Below are 22,538 nucleotides of genomic sequence, written 5' to 3'. Positions count from 1 at the left end.
ACTTTCTGTGTGCAAGCGCGCTGTCGTCCGGGACACTTGGGGTTCACGGGGGTGTACGCGTCGGGTGGGGTGTTCGTGGGAGGGGTGCGCGCATGGGGCGGCGTTCCGGGGGGTTGATCGGGGTCTGGGCCGAGCAGCAGCGGGTGGCCCAGCGGCAACGGGAGGGGCAGCAGGAGGCGGTGCTGCGGCGGCGGCTGGACGCCGAGCGGCAGCAGCGGACGTACGAGCGGGACCTGTCCCGGATGCGGCGGGAACAGCGGGCCGCGTACCGGCAGCACCGGGACGCCGACGCCCTGCGGAAGACGCGGGAGCTGGACGAGCGCGTCGCCGTGCTCGAAGGGCTGCTCGCGGCGGGGTGCCGGGCGCCGGCGTTCGGCGTGGAGTCGCTGCGGCGGCCCGAGGAGGTCGCGCCGTTCGCGCCCGGCCCCCTGGGGGAGCCCGTGGCCCTGCCCGACCAGCGGCACTACCAGGGGCGCGACGGCCGCGCGCGGTTCGAGCGGGACTGGTACGCGGCCCAGGCCGCCGAGGCGCGGCGCCTGGAGACGCTGGCCGCGTACCGGAGGCAGTACGAGGAGTGGGCGGCCGCGCGGATCGCGGAGATCCGGGCGTACAACAGCGGGGTCGCCGGGACCGCCGCCGCCCTGTCGGCCGGTGAGCCCGAGACCGTCGTCGACTACTTCTCCGCCGTGCTCTTCGCCTCCACCGCCTGGCCCGACGGGTTCCCGCGCGAGGTGTCCGCCGCGTACGACCGGGCCGGGCGCGGGTTCGTCCTGGACTGGGACCTGCCCGGGTACGAGGTCGTGCCCGGCGCGAAGGGCGTCAAGTACCTGCCCGGCACCGACCAGGAGAGGGAGGTGCCCCGGCCCGTCACGCAGCGGCGGGCGCTGTACCGGAACGTGCTCGCGCAGAGCGTGCTGCTGGCCGTGCGGGAGCTGTTCGCCGCCGACCGCTTCGGGGCCCTGGAGACCGTCGCGCTCAACGGGTACGTGGGCGGGGTCGATCCGGCCACCGGGCTCGCCTCCCGGGTGTGCGTGGCCTCCGTGGTGGTGGGGCGGCAGGACTTCGAACGGCTCAACCTGGAGCTGGTCGCCGCCGTGGACTGCCTGGCCGGGGGCCTCGCCGGGCGGCTCTCCGCCCGGCCGGACGAGCGGGTGGCCGTCGTGCCGCTGCGCACCCCCGACCAGGTCGGGTCCGACATCGTGGTGCAGGGGGACGGGGAGGAGCCCGACCTGCTCTCCATGGACCCGATCGCCTTCGAGGGGCTCGTCGCCGAACTCTTCCGGGCCCGCGGTCTCCAGGCGGTCACCACCCGGCGCTCCCACGACGGCGGGGTCGACGTCGAGGCCCTCGACCCCGACCCCATCAGCGGCGGTTCGATCGTCGTCCAGGTGAAGCGGTACCGGAACACCGTGCCGCCGTCCGCCGTGCGCGACCTCTACGGGACCGTGCAGGGCGCCGGGGCCAACAAGGGCGTCCTCGTCACCACGTCCCGGTTCGGCCCCGGCTCGTACACCTTCGCCAACGGCAAGCCGCTGACCCTGATCCCGGGGAACGACCTGGTCGACCTGCTGCACCAGCACGGGCTGCGGGGGCGGCTGGGCGGCGGCCCGGCGGAGACCGCCCCGGCCACCGCCCCGGTCCCCGGCGCCGCCCCCGCCCCGGAGGACGCGCCGACGGCCGCCCCGGCGTCCGGGCGGGCCGACGCCGCCGGCTCCGCCGACCCCTCCGACGACTTCAACCTCCTCGGCATGGTCTGGTCGGGCTCCGTCGCCCTCGACGTCTGCGCGCTGGTCTGCTCGGGCAACCGGGTCCTCGGCGACGAGTGGTTCGTCTTCTACAACAACCCCTCCACGCCGGACGGTTCGGTCGCCATGGTGCCCGCCGCCCCCGGCGACCGCGCCGCCGTCCGCGTCGGCTTCGACGCCCTTCCCGCGCGGGCCGACCGGCTGGTCCTCGTCGCGGCCGTCGACCCCGAGGTCAACCCGGACGCCGACCTCGGCGGGTTCACGGAGGCCGGCATCCGGCTCCGCGACGACTCCGGCACGGAACTCGACCGCCTGGAGGTCTCCGAGGGGCGGGCCGGCGAGACCGCGCTCGTCCTCGGGTCGTTCCGGCGGCGGGCGGGCGGCGACTGGGATTTCGTGCTCGGCGGGAAGGGGTACGGGAACGGACTGGAGGAGCTGGTCGGGGACTTCGGCATCGAGGTGGAGTGAGGCCGGGGCGGTGCCGGGGCCCGGCCCGGCCCGCTGCCGGGTGAACGGTGCCGGGCCCCGGACCCGGCCCGCCCCGGACCCGGACGGGTCGGGGCGGTGCCGGGACCCGGTCCGTCCCGCCGCCGGACGGGCCGGCCCTGTCCCCTCCGCCCCCGCCCCGGGCTACCTCCCGCTCAGCCTGTTCGCCAGGACCGCCACCCGGTCCGTCCGGACCGAACGTCCCGCCGCCTCCCGCCGGTCCGCGCCCCGGAAGGCCGCGTACATGGACCGGACGCCGAGCCAGCGCAACGGTTCCGGCTCCCACTTGCGGACCTTGTGGTTGACCCAGGGGAGGGTCGTGAGGTCGGTCGGACCCGACTGGCCCGAGTCCTCCCTGATCAGGTCGCGCAGGGTGCGGGCGGCGAGGTTGGCGGTGGCGACGCCCGACCCGACGTAACCGCCCGCCCAGCCCAGGCCGGTGGAGCGGTCGAGGGTGACGGTGGCGCACCAGTCGCGGGGGACGCCGAGCACGCCGGACCAGGCGTGTTCCACCCGTACCCCCGCGAGCTGCGGGAAGAGGCGGACCAGGATCTCGCGCAGGTCCTCGATCGTCCGGGGCCGGGTGCGGCCGTCGTTGTCGGTCTTCGAGCCGAAGCGGTACGGGACGCCCCGGCCGCCGAGCGCGATGCGGCCGTCGGCGGTGCGCTGGGCGTACACGTAGGCGTGCGCCATGTCGCCCAGGGTCTCGCGGCCCTCCCAGCCGACGGACTCCCACTGGGCCTCGGTGAGGGGTTCGGTGGCGATCATCGAGGAGTTCATGGGGAGCCAGGCGCGACGCTGTCCCGCGAGGGAGGCGGTGAAGCCCTCGGTGCAGCGCAGGACGTACGGGGCGCGGACGGTGCCGTACGGGGTGACCGCGTGCTTCGGCCTGATCTCCGTGACGGGGGTCGACTCGTGGATCGTGACGCCGAGCGCCTCGACCGCCGCCGCGAGGCCCCTGACCAGCTTCACCGGGTGGAGGCGGGCGCCGTGCGGGGTCCAGGTGGAACCGACGGCGCCGGTGACCCGTATGCGCTCGGCGGTCTCGCGGGCCCCGTACAGCGCGCGGTCGGTCTCGCCGAAGGCGGCCTCGGCGGCGTGGAACTCCTTGAGCCGGGCGAGCTGGGCGGGGGAGAGGGCGACTTCGAGGACGCCGCCCCGGTGCACGTCGGCGTCGATCCCCTCCCGCGCGCAGACGTCGACGACCTCGGTGACGGTGGCGTTCATGGCCCGCTGGAGGCGGACGGCGGCGTCGTGGCCGTGGAGCTTCGCGTAGCGGTCGCGTCCGGCGATGCCGTTGTAGAGCCAGCCGCCGTTGCGTCCGGAGGCGCCGTACCCGCAGAACCTCGCCTCCAGGACGGTGATGTTCAGGAAGGGGACGGCCTTCTTCAGGTAGTAGGCGGTCCACAGGCCGGTGTACCCGCCGCCCACGACGCAGACGTCGGCGGTGGTGTCGCCGGGGAGCGGTTCGCGGGGGGCCGGGGCGCCCTCCCGCGCGTACCAGAAGGAGATTCCGCCGTTGACCGTGCTCATGTGTACCCCTGGGTTCCGGATGCGTGGGCGGGACGTTACCCCGGGCCCGCGGGACGGGGATACGGATGTTCTGACGGGGTTTTCGGGACGGGACCCGGCAGGGTGTCCAGAATCGGAGGCGTGATGCACGTACCGGAGGCGTTCGCGCGTGCGCAGGAGAAGCACCACGGCGGGGCGGGGCGGGCGTTCGTCGCCGGACTCCCGGGGCTCGTCCGGGAGTTCCTCGACCGTTGGGGGCTGCGGGTCACCGGGCAGCCGATGCACGGGGTGGCCTCGCTGGTCCTCCCGGTGGAGCGGCGCGCGGACGGCGTGCCCGCCGCCCTCAAGATGCAGATCCCCGACGAGGAGACCGGGGGCGAACCGGTCGCACTGCGCGTCTGGGACGGGGCGGGCGCCGTGCGGCTCCTCGACCACGACCCGGCGACCGGGACCATGCTCCTGGAACGCCTGGACGAGGCCCGGCCGCTGTCGGCCCTCGCGGACGCCCGGGAGGCGGTGGGGATCGTCGCGGGCCTCCTCGCCCGGCTCACGGCCGTCCCCGCGCCGCCCGGCCTGCGGACGCTCGGGGGCATCGCGGCCGGGATGCTCGCGGAGGTGTCCGGGGCCGCCGCCCGGCTCGGCCCGGGGGACGCGGCGGTCCTGCGGGACTGCGCGGCGGCGGTGCGGGAGGTGGCGGGCGAACCGGGCGACCGGCTGCTCCACTGGGACCTGCACCAGGGGAACGTCCTGGCGGCCGGGCGCGAGCCGTGGCTGGCGATCGACCCCAAGCCGCTCGCGGGCGACCCCGGCTTCGACCTCCTCCCGGCGCTCGTGGACCGCTTCGACCCCGACCCGGACGAGGTGCTGTGGCGGTTCGACCTCCTCGCCGAGGTCGTCGGCGACCGGCGGCGCGCGGTGGCGTGGACGCTGGGCCGGGTGCTGCAGAACGGGCTGTGGGACGTCGAGGGCGGCGAACCGTCCCTGGCCGCCGAGCAGGTCGCGGTCGCGCGGCTCCTGCGGGAGCGGCGGGCCTGAGGGCGCTCCGGGCGCTCCGGGCGCTCCGGAGGCTCCGGAGCGCGGTCGGCGTCCGGTCCCGGGTTCCCGCCCGGCGGGTCCGGAACCGGCCCTCCGGAGCGTTCCGGTGGACCGGGGGCGCTGGCGGCCCGTACGTTCCGGCAGGCATGATGGGCACACCAGTTCCACACGTCCCGGAGCGATCGGACGCCGCACGGCGGCGCGACATCGGGGCGCCCGGGAGGTCAGAACGTGTCACGCCAGGTGCTCACCGTCGCGCAGGACGGTACGGGCGACTGCCGCACCATCTCAGAAGCCCTTCGGACGGCCCGTACCGGAGCCGTGATCAGCATCGCCCCGGGCCGCTACGAGGAGAGTCTCACCCTCGCCACCTCCCTGACCCTCACCACCACGGAGGGCCGGGGCACCGTGGAGCTGGCTCCCCGGCGCGGCTCCGCCCTGACCCTGGCCTGCGACTCCGCGATGGTCAACTCGCTGGTGCTGCGCGGCCACGACGACGAGCTGCCGGTGGTCGACGTCCCGAGCGGACAGCTCCTCCTCGACCGGTGCGACGTGTACGGGTCCTCCTGGGCCGCCCTGTTCGCCCGCGGCTCCGGCTCGCTGGCCGTCCGCCAGTGCCGGATCGAGAACCCCAAGGGCGCGGGCGTGGTGTCCACCTCCGCGGAGGAGAGCCTCCTGGAGGAGTGCGTCGTCGAGCACCTGGGCACCTCCGCCGTGGTCGCCGGCGAGCAGGGCCGGATCTCGGTGCGGGCCGGGCGGCTCCGGGACGCCCGCGGCAACGGCGTCCTCGCCAACGGGCGCGCGCAGGTGCGCGTGGAGGAGTGCGAGATCTCCGCCGCCGACAAGCCGGGCATCGCCGCCGAGGAGGAGAGCGGCGTCACCGTGGTGCGCACCACCGTCTCGGACTCGGTGGTGGGAGTCTTCATGAACACCACGGGCGCGACCTCCCTGGAGGACGTGACCGTGCGGAACACCACCGGGCACGGCTTCGTCGTCGGCTCCGGGTCCTCCCCCGACCTGCGCCGCTGCCGTACCGAACGGACCGCCGGACACGGGCTGTTCGTGACGGAGCGCGGCCGGGGCCGGTTCGAGGACTGCGTGTTCGCCCACGCCCGGGACGCCGCGGTCCGCGTGACCGACTTCTCGTCCCCCGTCCTCGTCGGGACCACCGTCCGGGACCCGGAGCGGACCGGCGTGCTCCTGGAGGAGAACTCCGTCGCCGAGATCGACGGCCTGGAGGTCACCGGCAGCGGCGGCCCCGGCGTCCTGGTCCGCACGAGCGCCAACCCGCTGCTGCGCCGGGTCACCGTCTCCCGCGCGGCCGGGCACGGCGTGGAGGTCCTCGCCGACGGCCGCGGACGCCTGGAGGAGTGCCTGGTCGAGGAGTGCGAGGGCGCGGCCGTGCACGTCTCCGGCCACGGCAGCCTGTACGTCGGCCAGGGCAGGCTGCGGGCCGCGAAGGGTTCCGGCGTGGTGGTCGGCGCCCTCGGCGCGGTGACCCTCCGCGACACCGAGGTGGACGACTGCGGGGACGCGGGCCTGCTCGTCGAGGAGCAGGGCGACCTGACGGCGGCCCGCTCGCGGGTGCGGGACTCCGGCGGGCACGGCGTGCTGGTGGCGGCGGGCGCCCGCGCGTCGCTCAACGCCTGCGAGGTGACCGGCTCGGGCGCCGACGGCGTACGGGTGGAGGGCTCCGACCCGGTCTCGGTGATCAACTGCGTGCTGCGGGACAACAAGGGCAGCGGGCTGCGCCAGTCCGTGGCCGGCGACCGGGTCGCCGTGGAGCAGCTGACGAGCGCCGGGAACGGCGCCCCGGACGCCTGGGGCAGCGCCGCCGACGCCGAGGCGGCGGGCGACGGGCGGCTGCCCGGCGGGGCCGTCGTGGCGGCGGCCGACACGGCCGGGGAGAGCGGCGCCGTGGCGGAACTCCAGTCCCTGATCGGCCTGGACGACGTCAAGGACCAGGTCCTGACGCTGATCAACCTGAACCGGATGGCGCAGCGCCGGGCCGGCCTCGGCATGCCGGCGCCCCCGATGAGCCGCCACCTGATCTTCGCGGGCCCGCCCGGCACCGGCAAGACGACGGTGGCCCGTCTCTACGGGTCGATCCTCGCCTCCCTGGGCGTGCTGCGCTCGGGCCACCTGGTGGAGGTCTCCCGGGCCGACCTGGTCGCGCAGATCGTCGGCGGCACGGCGATCAAGACGACCGAGACCTTCACGAAGGCGCTCGGCGGCGTGCTGTTCATCGACGAGGCGTACACGCTGCTCTCCGACTCCTCCGGTTCCGGTGCCGACTTCGGCCGCGAGGCCATCGACACCCTGGTGAAGCTGATGGAGGACCACCGCGAGGACGTCGTGGTGGTGGCGGCCGGCTATCCGAAGGAGATGACGGACTTCCTCGCCTCCAACCCCGGTCTGGCCTCGCGTTTCACCCGCAGCGTGGAGTTCTCCGACTACACGTCGGCGGAGCTGGTCACCATCGTGGAGCGGATGTGCTCGGCGCACCGCTACGAGCTGGACGGCGACGCCCGGACCGCGCTGCACACCCACTTCGAGCGGATGCCCCGCGACGCCGGGTTCGGCAACGGCCGTACCGCCCGGAAGGTCTTCGAGGAGATGGTGGACCGGCAGGCGTCCCGGCTCGCCGCGCGCGGCGACGTCGGCGAGCACGATCTGGCCCTGCTGACGGCGGAGGACGTCGGGCTGCCGCCGGCCGCCGCGGCCGGGGACGACGGGGACCCGCTGCTGCGGCTGGACGCGCTGACCGGCCTGGCGGCGGTCAAGCGCGAGGTGAGCGACCTCGTCAACCTGCTCGCGACGGCCCGCCGCCGGGCGGCGGCGGGGCTCCCCGCCCCCCGGATCAGCAACCACCTGGTCTTCGCGGGCCCGCCCGGCACCGGCAAGACGACGGTGGCCCGCCTCTACGGCGAGCTGCTCGCCTCCCTCGGCGTGCTTCCGCGCGGCCAGCTGGTGGAGGTGGCCCGCGCGGACCTCGTCGGCCGGTACGTCGGCCACACCGCGCAGCTGACCAAGGAGGTCTTCCAGCGGGCGCTCGGCGGCGTGCTGTTCGTGGACGAGGCGTACACGCTGACGCCCCACGGCTCCGCGGGCTCCTCCGACTTCGGCCAGGAGGCGGTGGACACGCTCCTGAAGCTGATGGAGGACCACCGCGACGAGGTGGTGGTGATCGTGGCCGGCTACACGGAGGAGATGGACCGCTTCCTCGACTCCAACCCCGGCCTGGCGTCCCGCTTCACCCGGCACATCGAGTTCCCGAACTACTCCTCCGACGAGCTGGTCACCATCGTGCGCCGGCACGCGGTGGAGAACGGGTACGAGTGCGCCCCGGGTACGGCGTCGGCGCTGCTGGCCCACTTCGAGGCGTTCCCCCGCGGCCGCACCTTCGGCAACGCCCGTCTGGCGCGCCAGACGCTGGAGGCCATGATGACCCGGCAGGCCCGCCGGCTCAGCGCCGTGGCCGCGCCCAGCCTGGACGACCTGCGGTTGCTGCTGCCGGAGGACCTGCGGGAGGACCTGCGGGAGGACCTTCGGCAGGATCTTCGGGAGGGCTGAGCCGGGGCGGGTGCCGGGCCCGCACCGGCCCGGCACCCGCCCCGCCTTCCCGCAATCCCCGCCCCCCCGCCTTCCCGGCACCCGCCCCCGCCTTCCCGGAATCCCCGCCCCCCCGCCCGCCGGCCCCGGTACGGCCCCGCCCTCCCCGGAGCCCCCGCTCCCCGCCCGAAGACCCCAGCTCAGCCCCGCCCCACCGGCGGGCCGAACCGAGGACAGCCATGCGCCGCCGTATCCGTCCGCTGCTGTGCGCCGCCCTGATCGCCGCGCTCGTCGGCCCCGCGCCCCTCGCGGTCGCCGCGGACGGCGGCACCGCGCTGCCCGGCGTGCCCGAACGGCTCGCCCCCGACCAGCCCTGCACGACGCTGCGGGGCACGGTCACGGCGGCCGCCCCCTGGACGCGCGGCGTCCTCGGGCTCGACCAGGTCTGGCGGCTCTCCCGCGGACGCGGGGTGACCGTCGCGGTCGTCGGCACCGGCGTGAGCGGCGATCCGGCCGTCCTCAGGGGCCGGGTGCGGGCCCTCGGCCCCGCGGGCCGGGACTGCGTGGGCCGGGGGACCTTCCAGGCCGGTCTGGTCGCCGGGGCGGCCCTGCCCGGCCAGGGCTTCTCGGGGGTGGCCCCCGATGCCCTGGTCCTGGCCGTGCGCGGCACCGGGGAGCGCGGCGAACCCGATCCCGCCCGGCTGGCCGCCGGGGTGCGGGAGGCCGCGGCCGCAGGGGCGGACGTCATCACGGTGGCGGCGCCCCTGGACGGCTCCGATCCGCGGGTGCGCGCGGCGATGGACGCGGCGCGCGCGCACGACGCCCTCGTCGTCGTACCGGCGGCGGCCGACAGCGTCCCGCAGGGCACGGCCACGCCGCAGCCCGCCCCGGCGGCCCCGCCGGAGGCCCTCGCCGTGCTCGACACCGGGCCGCAGGGGGTCCGTCCGGACGCCGCGCCGCCCTTCCGGCGCGCGGACCTGTCCGCGCCCGGCGGCGCGCTGATGGGGCCGGGCCCGGTCGGCGACGGCAAGTGGACCGCGTCGGGGGCGTCCTTCGCCGCGGCGCTCACGGCGGGCGCGGCGGCCCTGGTGCGGTCGTACCATCCCGGGCTGAACGCCGCCGAGGTGCGCGCGCGGCTCCTCCGCGGGGCGTACCCGGGGGACCTGCCCGCCCTCGACCCGTACGGGGCGGTCTCCGGGGTCGCCCCCGGTGCCGCCCCGGCGGCGGCGCCCCCGCCCCCGGCGCCGCTCCGCCTGCCGGAGCACCCGGACACGGCGGGGGCCCGTTCGACCGCCTACCTGGTGGTGGCGGGGGCGGGAGGGACGATCGCGCTGGTCGGTCTCCTCGCGGTCGTCCTGCCCCGGGGCCGGGCCCGCCGCTGGCGGCCGGGCCGCCTGGACGCGGCGGGCCGCCCGCTGGACTGAGGCGGCCCCGGTCCTCTCACCACCCCTCCGCCGGTCTCCCCGGTCTCCCCGGCCTCCCCGGTCTCCCCGGCCTCCCCGGCATCTCCGGTCTACCCGGCCTCCCCGGCCTCCCCGGCCTCCTCGTTCTCCTCGGGGTCCGGCAGCGCGAGGTGGACCAGGCGGGTCTTGCGGCGGACGACGCTCTGGGCGCGGCCCGGCGGCAGGATGCGCGGTTTGATGCCGTCGAGGAGGTAGCCCTCCGACGGCGGGCAGGAGAGCAGCAGCGCCGAGGAGTTGACCTCGCCCAGCTTGTGGACGAGCGGGTCGGAGCGGCCCGCTCCCGTGGAGGCGCGGGCCACGACGAAGTGCAGGCCGATCTCGTAGCCGAGCGGCAGGTGGGGCAGCAGCGAGTCGAACGGCCCGTCGAAGGGCGAGCCCACCATCTCGTAGTCGTCCACGAGGACGAAGAGGCGCGGTCCGTTCCACCAGTCGGCGCGGCGCATCCGGGCGGGGGTGATGTCCTCGCCGGGGAGCCGGGAGGTCATCGCGCGGGCGACGCCGTCGACGTACTCCCGCAGCGGGTCGGCGGAGATCGCGTGACCGAGCCGGTACTCCTCCGGGATCGCCCCGACCAGTTCGCGGCGGTAGTCGGCGATGAGGAAGCTGGCCCGGTCCGGGCCGTGCGTCTGCATGATCCGCTGGGCGATCATGCGCAGCGCGGCGGTCTTGCCGCTCTCGGTGTCACCGATGATGTAGAGGTGCGGGCTCTGGGCGAAGTCGTGCCACACCGGGGCGAGTTCCGTCTCGTCCAGACCGATGGAGATCCGCAGCGGGCTCTCCGACACGGGGAGTTCGGCGAGGGCGAGCCGGGTGGGGAGCATCCGTACGGCCGGGGCGGGCGGGGCGTCCCAGCTCTCGGCGACGGCCTCGACGAGGTCCGCGACCGCCTCCGCCAGGTCCTCCGACCGTTCCTGGCCGTCGATGCGGGGGAGGGCGGTGAGGAAGTGCAGCTTGTCGGGGCTGAGGCCGCGGCCGGGCGAGACGGGCACGGTGGCGGCCTTGCGGACGTCCACGTCGGAGTCCATGGGGTCGCCCATGCGGAGTTCGAGACGGGTGCCGATCTGGTCGCGGAGGGCGGAGGAGAGTTCCACCCAGCGGGCGGTGGAGATCACCAGGTGGACGCCGTAGTTGAGGCCCCGGGTGGCGATCTCGCCGAAGACGGCGATGTCGTCGAAGAAGTCGCTGCGGACCGTGGACCAGCCGTCCACCACGAGGAAGACGTCCCCGAAGGGCTGGTCGGCGAACTCGCCCGCCGCGCGCCTCTTGCGGTAGGAGGCCATCGAGTCGATGCCCTGTTCCTGGAAGAACAGCTCACGCCGGTTGAGCAGCGACAGGATCTCCGCGAAGGTGCGGGCGATCCGCTCCCGGTCGAGCCGGCCGGCGACCCCGCCGACGTGCGGAAGGCCGGCGAGGGCGCCGAGCGCGCCACCGCCGAAGTCCAGGCAGTAGAACTGCACTTCGCGCGGGGAGTGGGTGAGGGCGAGGGAGCAGATCAGGGTGCGCAGCAGCGTGCTCTTGCCGCTCTGCGGGCCGCCGGCGACGGCGAAGTGCCCGCCGGCGCCGGAGAGGTCGACGGTGAGGAGGTCCCGGACCTGTTCGAAGGGCCGGTCCACGAGGCCGACGGGGACCCGGAGCCGCCCCCGGTCGGCGAAGCCGGCCGTGGTCAGGCCGAGGTCGGGGTCCGGGGTCAGCGGCGGGAGCAGGGCGTCGAGGCTGGGTGCCCGGTCCAGCGGCGGCAGCCACACCTGGTGGGCGGGCGGCCCGCTGTCGCGGAGCCGGCCGAGGGCGAGGGCGAGCAGGCTCTCCTCGGTGTCCGGCTCGGTCTCGGGCTCCGGGTCGGGGGCGGCGGGAAGGGTGTGCGGCACGATCCACTCGGTGCCCCAGGACACGACCTGGCGGGCGATCTGCTCACGGCGGACGGTGCGCCGGGGCGCCTTGTACGGGCCGGACACGTAGGCGGCGCGGAAGCGCGTCAGCGCCTCGACGCCGCTCTTGAGGTAACCGCTGCCGGGCTGCGAGGGCAGGTGGTAGGCGTCGGGCACGCCGAGCACGCCCCGGCTCTCGATGGCCGAGAAGGTGCGCAGGCCGATGCGGTACGAGAGGTGTCCCTCCAGCGCGCTCATCCTGCCCTCCTCCAGTCGCTGGGAGGCGAGCAGCAGGTGAACGCCGAGTGACCGCCCGAGGCGGCCGATCATCACGAACAGCTCCATGAAGTCGCGGTGCGCGGCGAGCAGTTCGCTGAACTCGTCGACGACCACGAAGAGGCTCGGCAGCGGGGCCAGCGGCGTGCCGGCGGCGCGGGCCCGCTCGTACTCCAGCACCGAGGCGTAGTTGCCGGCCTTGCGCAGCAGCTCCTGGCGGCGGATCAGCTCGCCGTGCAGGGCGTCCTGCATGCGGGCGACCAGCGCGACCTCGTCGGCGAGGTTGGTGATGACGGCGGAGGTGTGGGGCAGTTCGTCCATGCCGAGGAAGGTCGCGCCGCCCTTGAAGTCGACGAGGACGAAGTTGAGCGTCTCGGAGGAGTGGGTGAGGGCCAGGCCGAGGACGAGGGTGCGCAGCAGCTCGCTCTTGCCGGAGCCGGTGGCGCCGATCAGCATGCCGTGCGGGCCCATGCCGCCCTGTGCCGACTCCTTGATGTCGAGTTCGACGGGGGTGCCGTCCTCGCCGACCGCGATGGGCACCCGCAGCCGTCCGCGCCCTTCGACGGGATGCTTCCAGAGCCGGTCGGGCTCGTGTTTCCGCAGGTCGGTTATGCCGAGGAGGCTGGTGAGGTCGGTGTCGGTGACGAAGGGCTCGGAGGCGGTGACGCCACCGCCGAGCCGGTACGGGGAGAGGCGGGCGGCCAGGGCGCGGGCGGCGGCGGGGCCGAGGGCGTCCGGCCGCCCGAGGAAGGTGGCCTGCTCCTTGCGCTCGCGGTCGGTGCGGACGAGGTGCAGGCCCGCTCCGTCGAGGCGGAGGCGCAGGGTGGCCCGGGCGGGCTTCCAGGGCAGCGCCCCGCCGAGGTCGACCAGGACGGTGTTGCGGTAGCCGGGGCCGGTGACCCGGTGGCCGGGGGGCACGGTGCCGCCGTCCACCACCACGAGGACGAAGGGTTCGTCGCGGCTGGGCGGGGTCTCGGGGTCGAAGGGGGGCCGCTGGGTGAAGTCCGCTCCGAGCAGCTCCTCCAGGGACGGGAAGTCGGCCGCGGCGAGCCGGGCCTGGCCCGCGCCGTCGCGCTGGTAGCCGTGCTGGGCGTGGGGGAGCCACTTCAGCCACTCCCAGTCGGCCCGGCGTTCGTCGCTGACGCAGAGCGCGACGTTGAGCTCCTCGGGGGCGTGGAAGGCGGCCAGCTGGGCGACGAGGGCCCGCAGCAGGGCCCGCGACCGCTCGCCCTCCCCGCCAGCACCGGCCCCTCCGCCGGCCTGCGCGCTCGTTCCGGCGCCCGTACCGGGCCCGCCGTCGGCCGCCGCCCCCGGTCCCGTGCCGCCCGTACCGGACCCGGCGCCCTCCTCCCGGACCAGCACTCGCGACCAGGCGCGCAGGTAGAGCGCGATGGGCTGGTCGGGCACGGTGCCGTACGCGCGGATGAAGCTGCGCAGGGCGTGCGCGGCGAGGGGTTCGAGGTCCTCGACGGGCTTGGTGGCGAGGGGCGCGAGCCGTACGGCGAGCTTCTGGTCCCCGACCGCGACCCGCACCTCCGCGAAGTCGTCGTCGGCGGGGCGGCGTTCCCACTGGCGGCTGGTGCCGGTCAGCGCCCACAGGGCGGAGGGGTCCGGATGGCGCCAGGACAGGGCCTTCTGCTGCTCCCCGACCGTGACCCGGATGCGACGGCGCATCTGGGTCAGGTAGCGCAGGTAGTCGCGGCGCTCGCCCTTGAGCTTGCGCTTGCGCTCGCCGGCCGTCCGGATCAGCTGGGCGAGGACCATCGCCACGGACGAGACCAGCATGAGCCCGATGGCGACGTAGCTGAAGGCGTTGGCCTGGCCGGGGCGCAGGAACATCATGAGCATCGCCAGCGAGGTGAGCCCCATCGGCAGGTACGTCCACATCGCGGACGTGTTCGGCTCCGCCTCCGGCAGCGTCGGCGGCTCCTGGAGCGCGAGTTCGCCGTCGGGCATGTCGGGACCGCGCCGCCGCGCGGGCCTGCGGAAGAGGACGGTGCTCACGCTGGGTGTCTCCTCGGGCTGATCGCGTCCGGGACGGGTCCCGGTACCGCGTCCGGGCCCGGTGGTCGGCCCGGGTCCGGCGGTGGGGTTCCGGCTGGGCGGCCCGTCCGGGGCCGGGCACGGCCCGGTTCCGGCGGTCCGCCGGGACCGGTGGCGTACGAGGTTCTCCGTCGCCCCGGGCCGCACGGAGGCGCGCGGGAAGGGGGCGCGGTACAGGCGTCAACGGGCCCGGGGGGCCTGTGACCTGACGTGAAGACCAAGGTAATGTGCGCTACCCAGCTTTGGTACCCCGGCCCCTCGGAGAGGTGCGGCCACCCGCCATGAGTGAAACTTCGGGCATATCGAGCCCCGGTCTCTGTCGTCTTTCGGTCAGAACCCCGCGGCGTCTCCTCGACCTCGCGGTCCCCGTGGACGTCCCCCTGGCAGACCTCCTGCCGACCCTGCTCGACCACGCGGGCGAGGAGCTCGCCGAGGAGGGCATCGAGCACGGCGGCTGGGTCCTCCAGCGCCTCGGCGGGGCGCCCCTCGACGAGGAGGGGACCCCGGAGTCGCTGGCGCTCCGCGACGGGGAGACCCTCCATCTGCGGCCCCGGATCGAGGCGCTGCCCGAGATCCACTTCGACGACCTCGTGGACGGGGTCGCCGGCAGCATGCGGGAGCGGCCGCACGCCTGGACCGTCCGCACCGGCCGCTGGACGCTGCGTGCCGCGGCCGTGCTGGTGCTGGCCGCCGCGTGGGTGGTCTGCGCCCTGCCCGGCGGTGACGGGCCGACCCGTGCCGCCGTCGCGGGCGTCACCGGCCTGCTGGTCCTCTTCGGAGCCGCCGCGGCCTCCCGCGCGGTCGGGGACTCGGCCGCCGGGGCCGCCCTCGGCGCCTTCGTCCCGCCCTTCCTGGCGCTGGCCGGGGCCCTGCTGCCGGTCGGGGAGGCCGACGGCGGCGGGCAGCTGACCGGGGCCCGGCTCCTCGCCGCGTCCGCTGCGGCGGCGGGCGGCGCGGTCCTCTCCGTCGCGGCCGTCGCCGCCTTCGTCCCGCTGCTGCTGTCGATCGCGGTGATCGCCCTGGCCGGGGCGATCGCGGGCGTCCTGATGCTGTCCCTGGACCTCACCCCGGGCCCGACGGCGGCCGTCGTCGCCGTCCTCGCGGTCGCCGTCGGCGGCCTCGTCCCCGGTCTCTCCTTCCGCCTCTCCGGCCTGCGGCTGCCCGCCCTGCCGTCGAACGCCGAGGAGCTCCAGGAGGGCATCGACCCCCATCCGCACGCGCGCGTCGTCGACCGCACCGCGCTCGCCGAGCAGTGGATGACCGCCCTGTACGCGGCGGTCGGCCTGGTCTGCGCGGCCGTGCTCACCGCCCTGGTCCTGGACGACCCGGACGGCCCGGCCCTGGCCACCGCGGGCACCCTCTGCCTGCTCCTGCTGCTGCACTCCCGGAACATCGGCAACGCCTGGCAGCGCACGACGGTCTTCCTGCCCGGCCTGTACGGGCTGCTGCTCGCCGTCCTCACCCGGGCGGCCGGGCTCGCGCCCGACGGCCGGCCGCTGCTGCTGGCCGGCCTGCTCGCCCTGGCGGGCGCCACGGCGGTCGCCTCCTGGACCGTGCCGGGCCGCCGCCTCGTGCCGCACTGGGGCCGGGCCGGGGACATCCTGCACACCTGCGCCGCGGTGGCGCTGATCCCGCTGGTCCTGTGGATGCTCGGCGTCTACGGCGCCCTGCGTTCCGTGTCCGGCTGACGAGGGACCGTCATGCAGTCCAGAAAAGACCAGGTCCAGGCCCACATGTTCGTCATGGGGCGGCTCGTCAGCGGCATGCTGCGACAGGACCCGGACGCGCCGGAGAGCCCCGTGGGCCGCACCAACCGGGGCCTCGCCTGGGGCATCGGCCTGGGGGTGGTCCTCGTCCTCGGCTTCCTGCTGTTCGGGATGATCTCCCCGGCCGGCACCAAGTCCTGGCGGACCGAGAACGCCCTGATCGTGCAGAAGGAGACCGGGACCCGCTACCTGTACCTCGACGGACGCCTGCGGCCCGTGCTCAACTACGCCTCGGCCCGGCTGATCTCCTCCGGCGACCCGCGGACCGTCACGGTCTCCTCGGCCTCCCTGCGCGGCGAGGCCCACGGCACCCCGGTCGGCATCCCCGGCGCCCCGGACGCGCTGCCCGCCCCCGGCGACCTGGAGAAGGGCGCCTGGCAGGTCTGCGCCGTCCCGGCCCCGGCCGGCACCGGCCGGCCCGCCGCCCGCACCTCGCTGCGGATCGGCTTCGAGGCCGGCGGCGTGTTCCCCGGGAGGGGGGAGGGCGTCCTCGCCTCCGGCCCCGACGGGCACACGTACCTGCTGTGGTCCGACCACCGGCTGCGGATCGGCGGACACGGCGCGCTCCAGGCCCTGGGCTGGTCCGGCGCCGCCGTCACCCCCGTCACGGCCGCCCTCCTGGACAGCCTGCCCGCGGGCGCGGACCTGGTGGCGCCCGAGATCGACGGCAGGGGGACGGAGTCGGGGACGGTCGGTGGGGCCCCGGCCCGGGTGGGCCAGGTCTTCGCCCTGTCCTCGCCGGGCACCGACCGGCAGTACTTCCTCCTGGAGAAGGCCGGTCTCCGGCCGCTCACCCCGCTGGCCGCGGCCCTCGTCCTGGGCGACGAGCGCACCGCCCGCCAGGCGTACCGGGACGCCGCCCCGGCGGCCCTTCCGCTGACCGCCGGCGAGCTGACGCGGCGTCAGGCGGCGGGCGGGGTTCCCGCCGGTCCCGCCGGCTGGCCCGTCACGCCCCCGGCCGTGCGGCCCGCCGCCGGCACGGCCCCCTGCGCCCAGATCCAGCCGGAGGGGCTGGCGCCCCGGGTCCGGCTCGCCCTGGTGGCGGAGGCCGGCACCGCGCCGGTCCCGGCGTCCGGGCCCGGGATCGCCCCGGCCTGCCTGCCGGTGGAGGGCGTCGCGGTACGGCCCGGCGGCGGTGCCCTCGTGCAGGCGCTCGGCGCCGGCGGCGGGGTGCGCGGCACCACGACGTACCTGGTCACCGATGTCGGCGTGAAGTACCGGCTGGCGGAAACCGCCGCGGTGGACCGGCTCGGCCTGAAGGGCGGGCACGCCCAGGCCGTGCCGTCCCGGCTCCTGGACATGCTGCCGACGGGCCCGCGCCTGGACGTCGCGTCGGCGAAGGGGCTCGTACCGCCGGACGGCACGGGGGAGTTGTCCCTCTCCGGGGCGAACTGCGGGTGAAAGTCCGGGGTCCGTCCGGTGTCCTGCCGGCAGGGCCCCGGACCCGTACCCGTAAGGAACATCAGAAGAAGCTCAGAAGACCCCCCAAGTCGTTGCCCGTGTCGCCCTGTTCTCCTTAGCATCGGGAACCTCCAGACGAGCGTTCGACTCTTCCCCCTCGTCAGCCCCGTCCGTGCGTCAGACAAGGACTCCTCCCATGACGACTCCGCCGCCCGTCGGCAACACCCAGACTTCGAACCAGAGCGAGAACCAGCGCGCCTACAACGCCCTCTGGCAGGCCAAGGACGGTGTGGGGAGGTCGCGGGCCGACGTCGAGACGGTCATGAACGGCCTGATCAACGCCTACGGCGGCAGCGACGGCACGGCCTTCCGCGGGCTGCTCAGGAGCTGGACCGACGAGGTCGACGTGATCACCCGGAGCATGGGCGACCTGATGCAGAAGCTCACCGAGACCGGCATGGCGCAGACGCGCACGCAGTCCGAGATCAACGAGTTCATCGAGGCGGCCAAGCGCACCTCGCGCTCCCAGGGCGCCGAGGCCCGTCTCGGCGGCTGATCCCCGCCCCCGCCTCCGTCCCTCCCCACCCGTCACCCCGCCGAGGAGTCCCCGATGTCCAACTTCTACGACAACAAGACCGACGGCGTCATCCACGTCCAGTACAAGCACGTCGACAACGCCGCCGAGGACATGCGGATGCAGACCGAGGCCATCAGGAAGACCGTCGAGGCGCTCAACCAGGAACTGGCCGGCCTGCGGGCCGCCTGGCAGGGCACGGACGCCGGCGTCTACTCCGAGAAGCAGGGGGAGTGGAACGCCGCCATCGGCCGGCTCGGCAAGGTCCTGGAGAACAACAGCTCCCTTCTGAGGCAGATCAGCGACACCTACAAGAAGCACGAGAACACCAGCACCAACAACTGGACGACCGTCCGCATCCCCGGCGCCTGACCCGCCGCCGTCCCGCCGTACGACCACCGCGGTGCCCCCGCCCCGCAGCCCGAGGGAGAGAGCGCATGGCCGAGAAAACCGATCTGTCCCACCTCGACGTCGAGGCCCTGGAGCGGTTCCTCAGGGTCGAGGGGCAGGGCATCCCGCTGTTCACCAAGAGACTGGCCGAGCTGGGGGCCACCGAGTCCAAGGCCGGGCACCTGTCGCTGTACCTGCTCGCCCTGATCATCGACACCCCGACGGCGGACATCGCCTCCGGCGGCCCGGCGCTGGGCAAGCTCCTCACCGAGATGAAGGCGGAGTCCAGCAAGGAACTCATGGGCAAGACCCTGATCGCCAACCTGAAGACGACGGCCCAGAGCCTCGGCAACGTCCTGGTGAACCAGAAGGTCCTCTTCGAGAACATCAAGAGGGAACTGGAGTTCACCATCACGGACATGAAGACGGCCAAGGAGACCAGCCTCGAGGACATCGAGGGCCAGAAGGCCATCGACGAGTGGCCGTCGATCCTGAACCCCGCCGCTCCCACGGGCGGCGTCACCCCTCCCAAGTGACCTCCGCCCCTCCCCGCCACCCGCTCCTCCCACACTCCCCGCACTCCTGAAGGAACCGCCGCCATGCCCGATCCGGCCGGAGACACGACGACGCGGGCCGAAGTCCTCGCGACCCAGCTGACCGGCTTCCTCGGGCCGACGCGGGAGAAGGTCGCCGGGATCGGCAGCACGGCCGACCAGGGGTCGGCCGACGGGGGCGGGTGGCTGCGGGCGAAGATCGACAGGCATTACGGCACCACGGCCGTCACCAACACGCTGCCCAGTCCGCTGGAGAGGGTCGTCAAGTTCTACGACTGGGACCACAGCAACAACATCGTCAACGGGTACTTCGAGATCACCCTGTCCGTCCCGTGGAACGAGAACGGGAACGACTTCAGCGACAACGGGTACGCCGGAGCCTTCGACCACGGTTACGAACAGGCCCTGAAACACCTCGTGAGCCAGGGCAGCACGAAGACCTTCACGCACGCGTGCACCGGCATCCCCCAGATCACCAAGGAGGACGCGGTCGACCTGGGCTCCCTGCTCCCCTCGGCGAAGGCGTTCGACGAGACGCTGACGTTCTTCACCGACTACGGCACGGAGCTGGACAAGTGGGTGAAGGACCTCGGGGGTGAGGACGCCGCCTGGCAGGGCTCGGCCGCCGACGTGTTCCGCACGCTCATCACCGGCGTGCGCCACGGCTACAAGGACCTCCAGGAGAGGCTCACCCCGTTCGGCACCCCGCCGGGCCCCCTCCCGTTCGACACGACCCAGTACAAGGCGACCTCCACCGTCGGGCAGGAGATCCTCCGGTGCGCGGGGGACATCCACAAGGCCGCCTCGGACTTCGCGGCCGCCTGGGGAACCTGGCTGAGCGCCGTTCCGCCGGGCATGCCGGCCGATTCGCCGGCGAGGACGTACATCCCCACCTACTACCTCAACGTCGAGGTGGACAAGGCCGTCCAGTACCTCAACGACAACAACATCGCCAAGGTGGACACCAGCGCGAGCAGCGGGAACTACTCGCTCCTGCCGGGGTTCAGCATCTACCACCCCGACTACGGCGACCTCACCCAGCAGGAGGCGTGGCGCAACGTCGCCCGGAAGGCGTACAAGGCGTGGCTCGCCAACGTCGAGGCGACGCTGGACACGGCCGCCACCACCCAGGCGCGGATCGTCAACGACGCCCTCCGGAGCGTGCAGGCGACCACCTTCACCTTCAACCCCGGCTTCACGGACCTGAAGTCCAAGTTCGTCGAGGAGGCGACGAAGCAGAAGCAGAAGGAGCTGGAGGACAAGCAGAAGGAGCTGGAGGACAAGAAGAACGAGCTGGACAAGAACGCCGGCAAGGACGGCCCCGGCGGGGACAAGCCGCCGGTCCTGGACCCCAACGGCCTCGGCGGCGGCCTCGGCGGCAACAAGGACCTGGGCGGGAACGGCAAGGACGAGAAGGGCGGACAGAAGCCCCCGGGCCTCGACACCGGCGTCAAGCCCCCGCCCCTCCTGGACCCCAACAACCTCACGGGCGGCAACGGCGGCTTCGGCACCGGCAACACCGTGCGCACCCCGGACGGTTCCACCATCGTCCGCAACCCCGACGGCTCGTACACCACGACCCACCCCGACGGGCGCAAGGAGACCACTCCCCCCGGCGTGCTGCCGCCCCTGCTCCAGCCGAACCCGAACGGCCCCGGCCTCGGCACGGGCACGGGAAACCCCGTCGCGCTGCGGACCGTCAAGGGCCCGGACGGCTCCACCACCTCGTACAACCAGGACGGCTCCCGCACCACCACCCACAAGGACGGGACCACCACCACCGTCACCCGCGACGGCACGACCACCACGGTCAACCCGGACGGCTCCACCACGGTGCTGCGCAAGGACGGCAGCCAGACGATCACCTACCCGGACGGCACGAAGACCACGTTCCGCCCGGACGGCAGCAGCGTCACGCAGTACAAGGACGGCACGGTCCAGAACCGCGCCACCGACGGCACCCTCACCACGACCGACCCCGAGGGGAACAAGAAGGTCACCCGCCCGGAGCCGGGGCAGAGCATCCAGAACCCCGACCGCTCGACCACGACCTTCGGCAAGGACGGCTCCACGACGACGGTCCACGCCAACGGGACCAGGACGACGGTGAGCCCCAACGGGACGATCACCACGATCGACCCCGACGGCACCAAGACCATCTCCCACCTGGGCAAGAACACCTCGACGATCGAGTACGCCGACGGATCCGTGGCCACGGTGGACAAGGACGGCACCGTCATCACCACCTACAAGGACGGCTCCTCCACCCGGCTCGCCCCCGACGGCACGTACACCACCACGGAGTCCGGCGGGCAGAAGAAGACCGAGCACCTGAACCCGCTCGGCGGGAACGCGGGCGCGGAGACCAAGCACAACCCGGACGGCTCCACCACCACCCGCTACCCGGACGGCACCGTCGACCACGCGCTGAAGAACGGCGGCCACAAGATCACCTATCCGGACGGGCGGACGGTCACCACGGACGCCGACGGACGCACGGTCTCCGTGACCGGCGGATCGGGCGGTTTCCGCACGTCCTCCGGCACCGGGCGCTTCACGGAGACCCCGGACTACTACGACTTCCTCGACGGGAAGAAGAAGACCGCCCTCCCCCCGTCCAGCAGCGGGTACGGCGATTCCGGGCGGACCCCGCTGCTGTCCGCCAACCCCCTGGGGCCGGGCGTCGGCTTCCCCACCTCCCCCTCCGGCCTCTCCGCCGCCACCGCCGCCGAACGCCTCCGCACCACGACCGCCGGCGAGGTGACGGCCGGCCGCGCCCGCGCCGCCCAGATCGCCGCCGAGGAGGCCGTCGCGATGCGCCGTCCGGCGACCACGTCCGGCGGCATGCCGATGATGCCCCCCATGGGCGGCGGCATGGGAGGCGCGGGCGGCGGCCAGGGCACCCAGAGCGACGAGCGCGAACGCTCCACCTGGATCAGCGAGGACGAGGACGTCTGGGGCACCGACGAGGGCGGGGTCGCGGGAGTGATCGGCCGGTGAACAGTCCCGCGGGGCGCACCCCGGCGGCGTACGAACGAGGAAGAAGAGGTACGGGACGATGAGCAACCCCCTGGAAGAACGGCTCGCGGAGGCCCTGGCGGAGTTCGAGGAGACCCGGGCCCGTCTGGACGAGGCCGCGGCCGAGGCGGCCCGGATCTCCGTGACGGTCACGTCCAAGGACCGCACCGTGGAGGCGACCGTGGGAGCGCAGGGCGAGCTGACCGGCCTGCGCTTCCCCACCTCCCGCTACCGCACGATGGCCCCCGCCGAACTGGCGAACGTGCTGATGGGCACCATCGCCTCCGCCCGTTCCCAGGCCGCCTCCCGGCTCCTCGACGTGTACCGCCCCTTCGGCCCCGTCCCCGGGCTGAACCCGGACGCCGAGGGCGGCTTCGCGCCCGTCGAGTGGGACGAGCTGCTCGCCCCGCTGCGGCTCGACCCCGAGCTGGTGGTGCCCTCCTCGCGGTCCACCGCCACCTCCGGCGGCGCCCTGCTCGACGAGCTGGTGGACGACGAGGAGAACACCGGGGCCGCGGGGGAGGAGACGGCGCGATGAGCGAACTGAACGTCAACAGCGGCGGTCTCGACAAGGGCGGCGAAGCCGTCAAGAACGTGGGCGAGGAGCTGAAGGTCGCCCGCGACGAGTACATGGACAAGATCACCAGCTACCGGGGCTGCTGGGGCACGGGCGAGTTCGGCGAGGCCTTCGCCAAGAAGTACTACCAGGGGCTCGGCTTCGTCGTGGAGGGGAGCGAAGCCCTGGTCGAGGCGCTCAAGGCCAGCGGGCAGAGCCTCACCGACACCTCCGACCGCTTCAAGAGGACCCAGGACGGCATCACCGGGAACATCGACACCCACACGAAGAAGCGCTGACCC

General features: G+C 74.3%; 14 protein-coding genes. 12 read left to right on the top strand and 2 right to left on the bottom strand.

The features are described 5' to 3' along the window. Nucleotides 1–92 precede the first annotated feature (92 nt). Nucleotides 93–2,213: a restriction endonuclease gene (locus tag ACZ6AQ_RS05570; RefSeq protein WP_468757726.1), complete on the top strand. Its 2,121-nt coding sequence runs from the start codon at nucleotides 93–95 to the stop codon at nucleotides 2,211–2,213. Between the two features lie 162 nt (nucleotides 2,214–2,375). Here ACZ6AQ_RS05570 and ACZ6AQ_RS05565 read toward each other — a convergent pair whose 3' ends face one another. Next, the gene (locus ACZ6AQ_RS05565; protein WP_468757725.1) at nucleotides 2,376–3,764 is read right to left on the bottom strand and encodes an NAD(P)/FAD-dependent oxidoreductase; all 1,389 of its coding nucleotides are present in this window, start codon (nucleotides 3,762–3,764) and stop codon (nucleotides 2,376–2,378) included. A 123-nt stretch (nucleotides 3,765–3,887) separates the two neighbouring features. On the opposite strand from ACZ6AQ_RS05565, the gene ACZ6AQ_RS05560 reads away from it, so the two are divergent. The 3 genes from ACZ6AQ_RS05560 (at nucleotide 3,888) to ACZ6AQ_RS05550 (ending at nucleotide 9,754) form a co-directional block, all read left to right on the top strand. After that, nucleotides 3,888–4,778 (top strand): aminoglycoside phosphotransferase family protein, encoded by an 891-nt coding sequence (locus ACZ6AQ_RS05560; protein ID WP_468757852.1) that lies wholly within the window; start codon nucleotides 3,888–3,890, stop codon nucleotides 4,776–4,778. Nucleotides 4,779–5,009: 231 nt separating this feature from the next. Further along, nucleotides 5,010–8,351, top strand: coding sequence for a right-handed parallel beta-helix repeat-containing protein (locus ACZ6AQ_RS05555; protein ID WP_468757724.1), 3,342 nt, complete (start codon nucleotides 5,010–5,012; stop codon nucleotides 8,349–8,351). Between the two features lie 218 nt (nucleotides 8,352–8,569). Continuing rightward, a complete protein-coding gene (locus tag ACZ6AQ_RS05550) occupies nucleotides 8,570–9,754 on the top strand; it encodes a S8 family serine peptidase (protein WP_468757723.1) in 1,185 nt (394 codons plus the stop codon). Nucleotides 9,755–9,843: 89 nt separating this feature from the next. Here the strand turns inward: ACZ6AQ_RS05550 and eccCa are convergent, their stop codons facing one another. After that, entirely contained in the window at nucleotides 9,844–13,938 is a 4,095-nt protein-coding gene (gene eccCa / locus ACZ6AQ_RS05545; protein WP_468757721.1) for a type VII secretion protein EccCa, read from the bottom strand. A 320-nt stretch (nucleotides 13,939–14,258) separates the two neighbouring features. Here eccCa and eccD point away from each other — a divergent pair, with 320 nt between their 5' ends. The 8 genes from eccD to ACZ6AQ_RS05505 all read left to right on the top strand — a co-directional run bounded on the left by eccD (nucleotide 14,259) and on the right by ACZ6AQ_RS05505 (nucleotide 22,535). Further along, nucleotides 14,259–15,665, top strand: coding sequence for a type VII secretion integral membrane protein EccD (gene eccD / locus ACZ6AQ_RS05540; RefSeq protein ID WP_468757720.1), 1,407 nt, complete (start codon nucleotides 14,259–14,261; stop codon nucleotides 15,663–15,665). A 12-nt stretch (nucleotides 15,666–15,677) separates the two neighbouring features. Then, on the top strand, nucleotides 15,678–17,144 hold the full coding sequence (eccB, locus tag ACZ6AQ_RS05535; RefSeq protein WP_468757719.1) for a type VII secretion protein EccB: 1,467 nt from the start codon (nucleotides 15,678–15,680) through the stop codon (nucleotides 17,142–17,144). Between the two features lie 196 nt (nucleotides 17,145–17,340). After that, entirely contained in the window at nucleotides 17,341–17,700 is a 360-nt protein-coding gene (locus tag ACZ6AQ_RS05530) for a hypothetical protein (RefSeq protein WP_468757718.1), read from the top strand. Between the two features lie 54 nt (nucleotides 17,701–17,754). Beyond that, nucleotides 17,755–18,090, top strand: a complete 336-nt coding sequence (locus ACZ6AQ_RS05525) for a WXG100 family type VII secretion target (RefSeq protein WP_468757717.1) — start codon at nucleotides 17,755–17,757, stop codon at nucleotides 18,088–18,090. A gap of 65 nt (nucleotides 18,091–18,155) precedes the next feature. Next, nucleotides 18,156–18,644, top strand: a complete 489-nt coding sequence (locus ACZ6AQ_RS05520) for a type VII secretion system-associated protein (RefSeq protein ID WP_468757715.1) — start codon at nucleotides 18,156–18,158, stop codon at nucleotides 18,642–18,644. A gap of 63 nt (nucleotides 18,645–18,707) precedes the next feature. Further along, the gene (locus tag ACZ6AQ_RS05515; RefSeq protein ID WP_468757714.1) at nucleotides 18,708–21,662 is read left to right on the top strand and encodes an AAWKG family protein; all 2,955 of its coding nucleotides are present in this window, start codon (nucleotides 18,708–18,710) and stop codon (nucleotides 21,660–21,662) included. Between the two features lie 58 nt (nucleotides 21,663–21,720). Continuing rightward, a complete protein-coding gene (locus ACZ6AQ_RS05510) occupies nucleotides 21,721–22,218 on the top strand; it encodes a YbaB/EbfC family nucleoid-associated protein (RefSeq protein ID WP_388688629.1) in 498 nt (165 codons plus the stop codon). Beyond that, complete coding sequence (locus tag ACZ6AQ_RS05505) at nucleotides 22,215–22,535, top strand: hypothetical protein (protein ID WP_388688628.1); 321 nt, start codon at nucleotides 22,215–22,217, stop codon at nucleotides 22,533–22,535. Before ACZ6AQ_RS05510 ends, ACZ6AQ_RS05505 begins: the two co-directional genes overlap by 4 nt. Nucleotides 22,536–22,538: the final 3 nt, after the last annotated feature.

The sequence above is a fragment of the Streptomyces sp. NPDC041191 genome, assembly GCF_055591945.1.
Note: the sequence above shows the minus strand (reverse complement) of the source record. Positions and strands in the feature narration are given on the sequence as shown.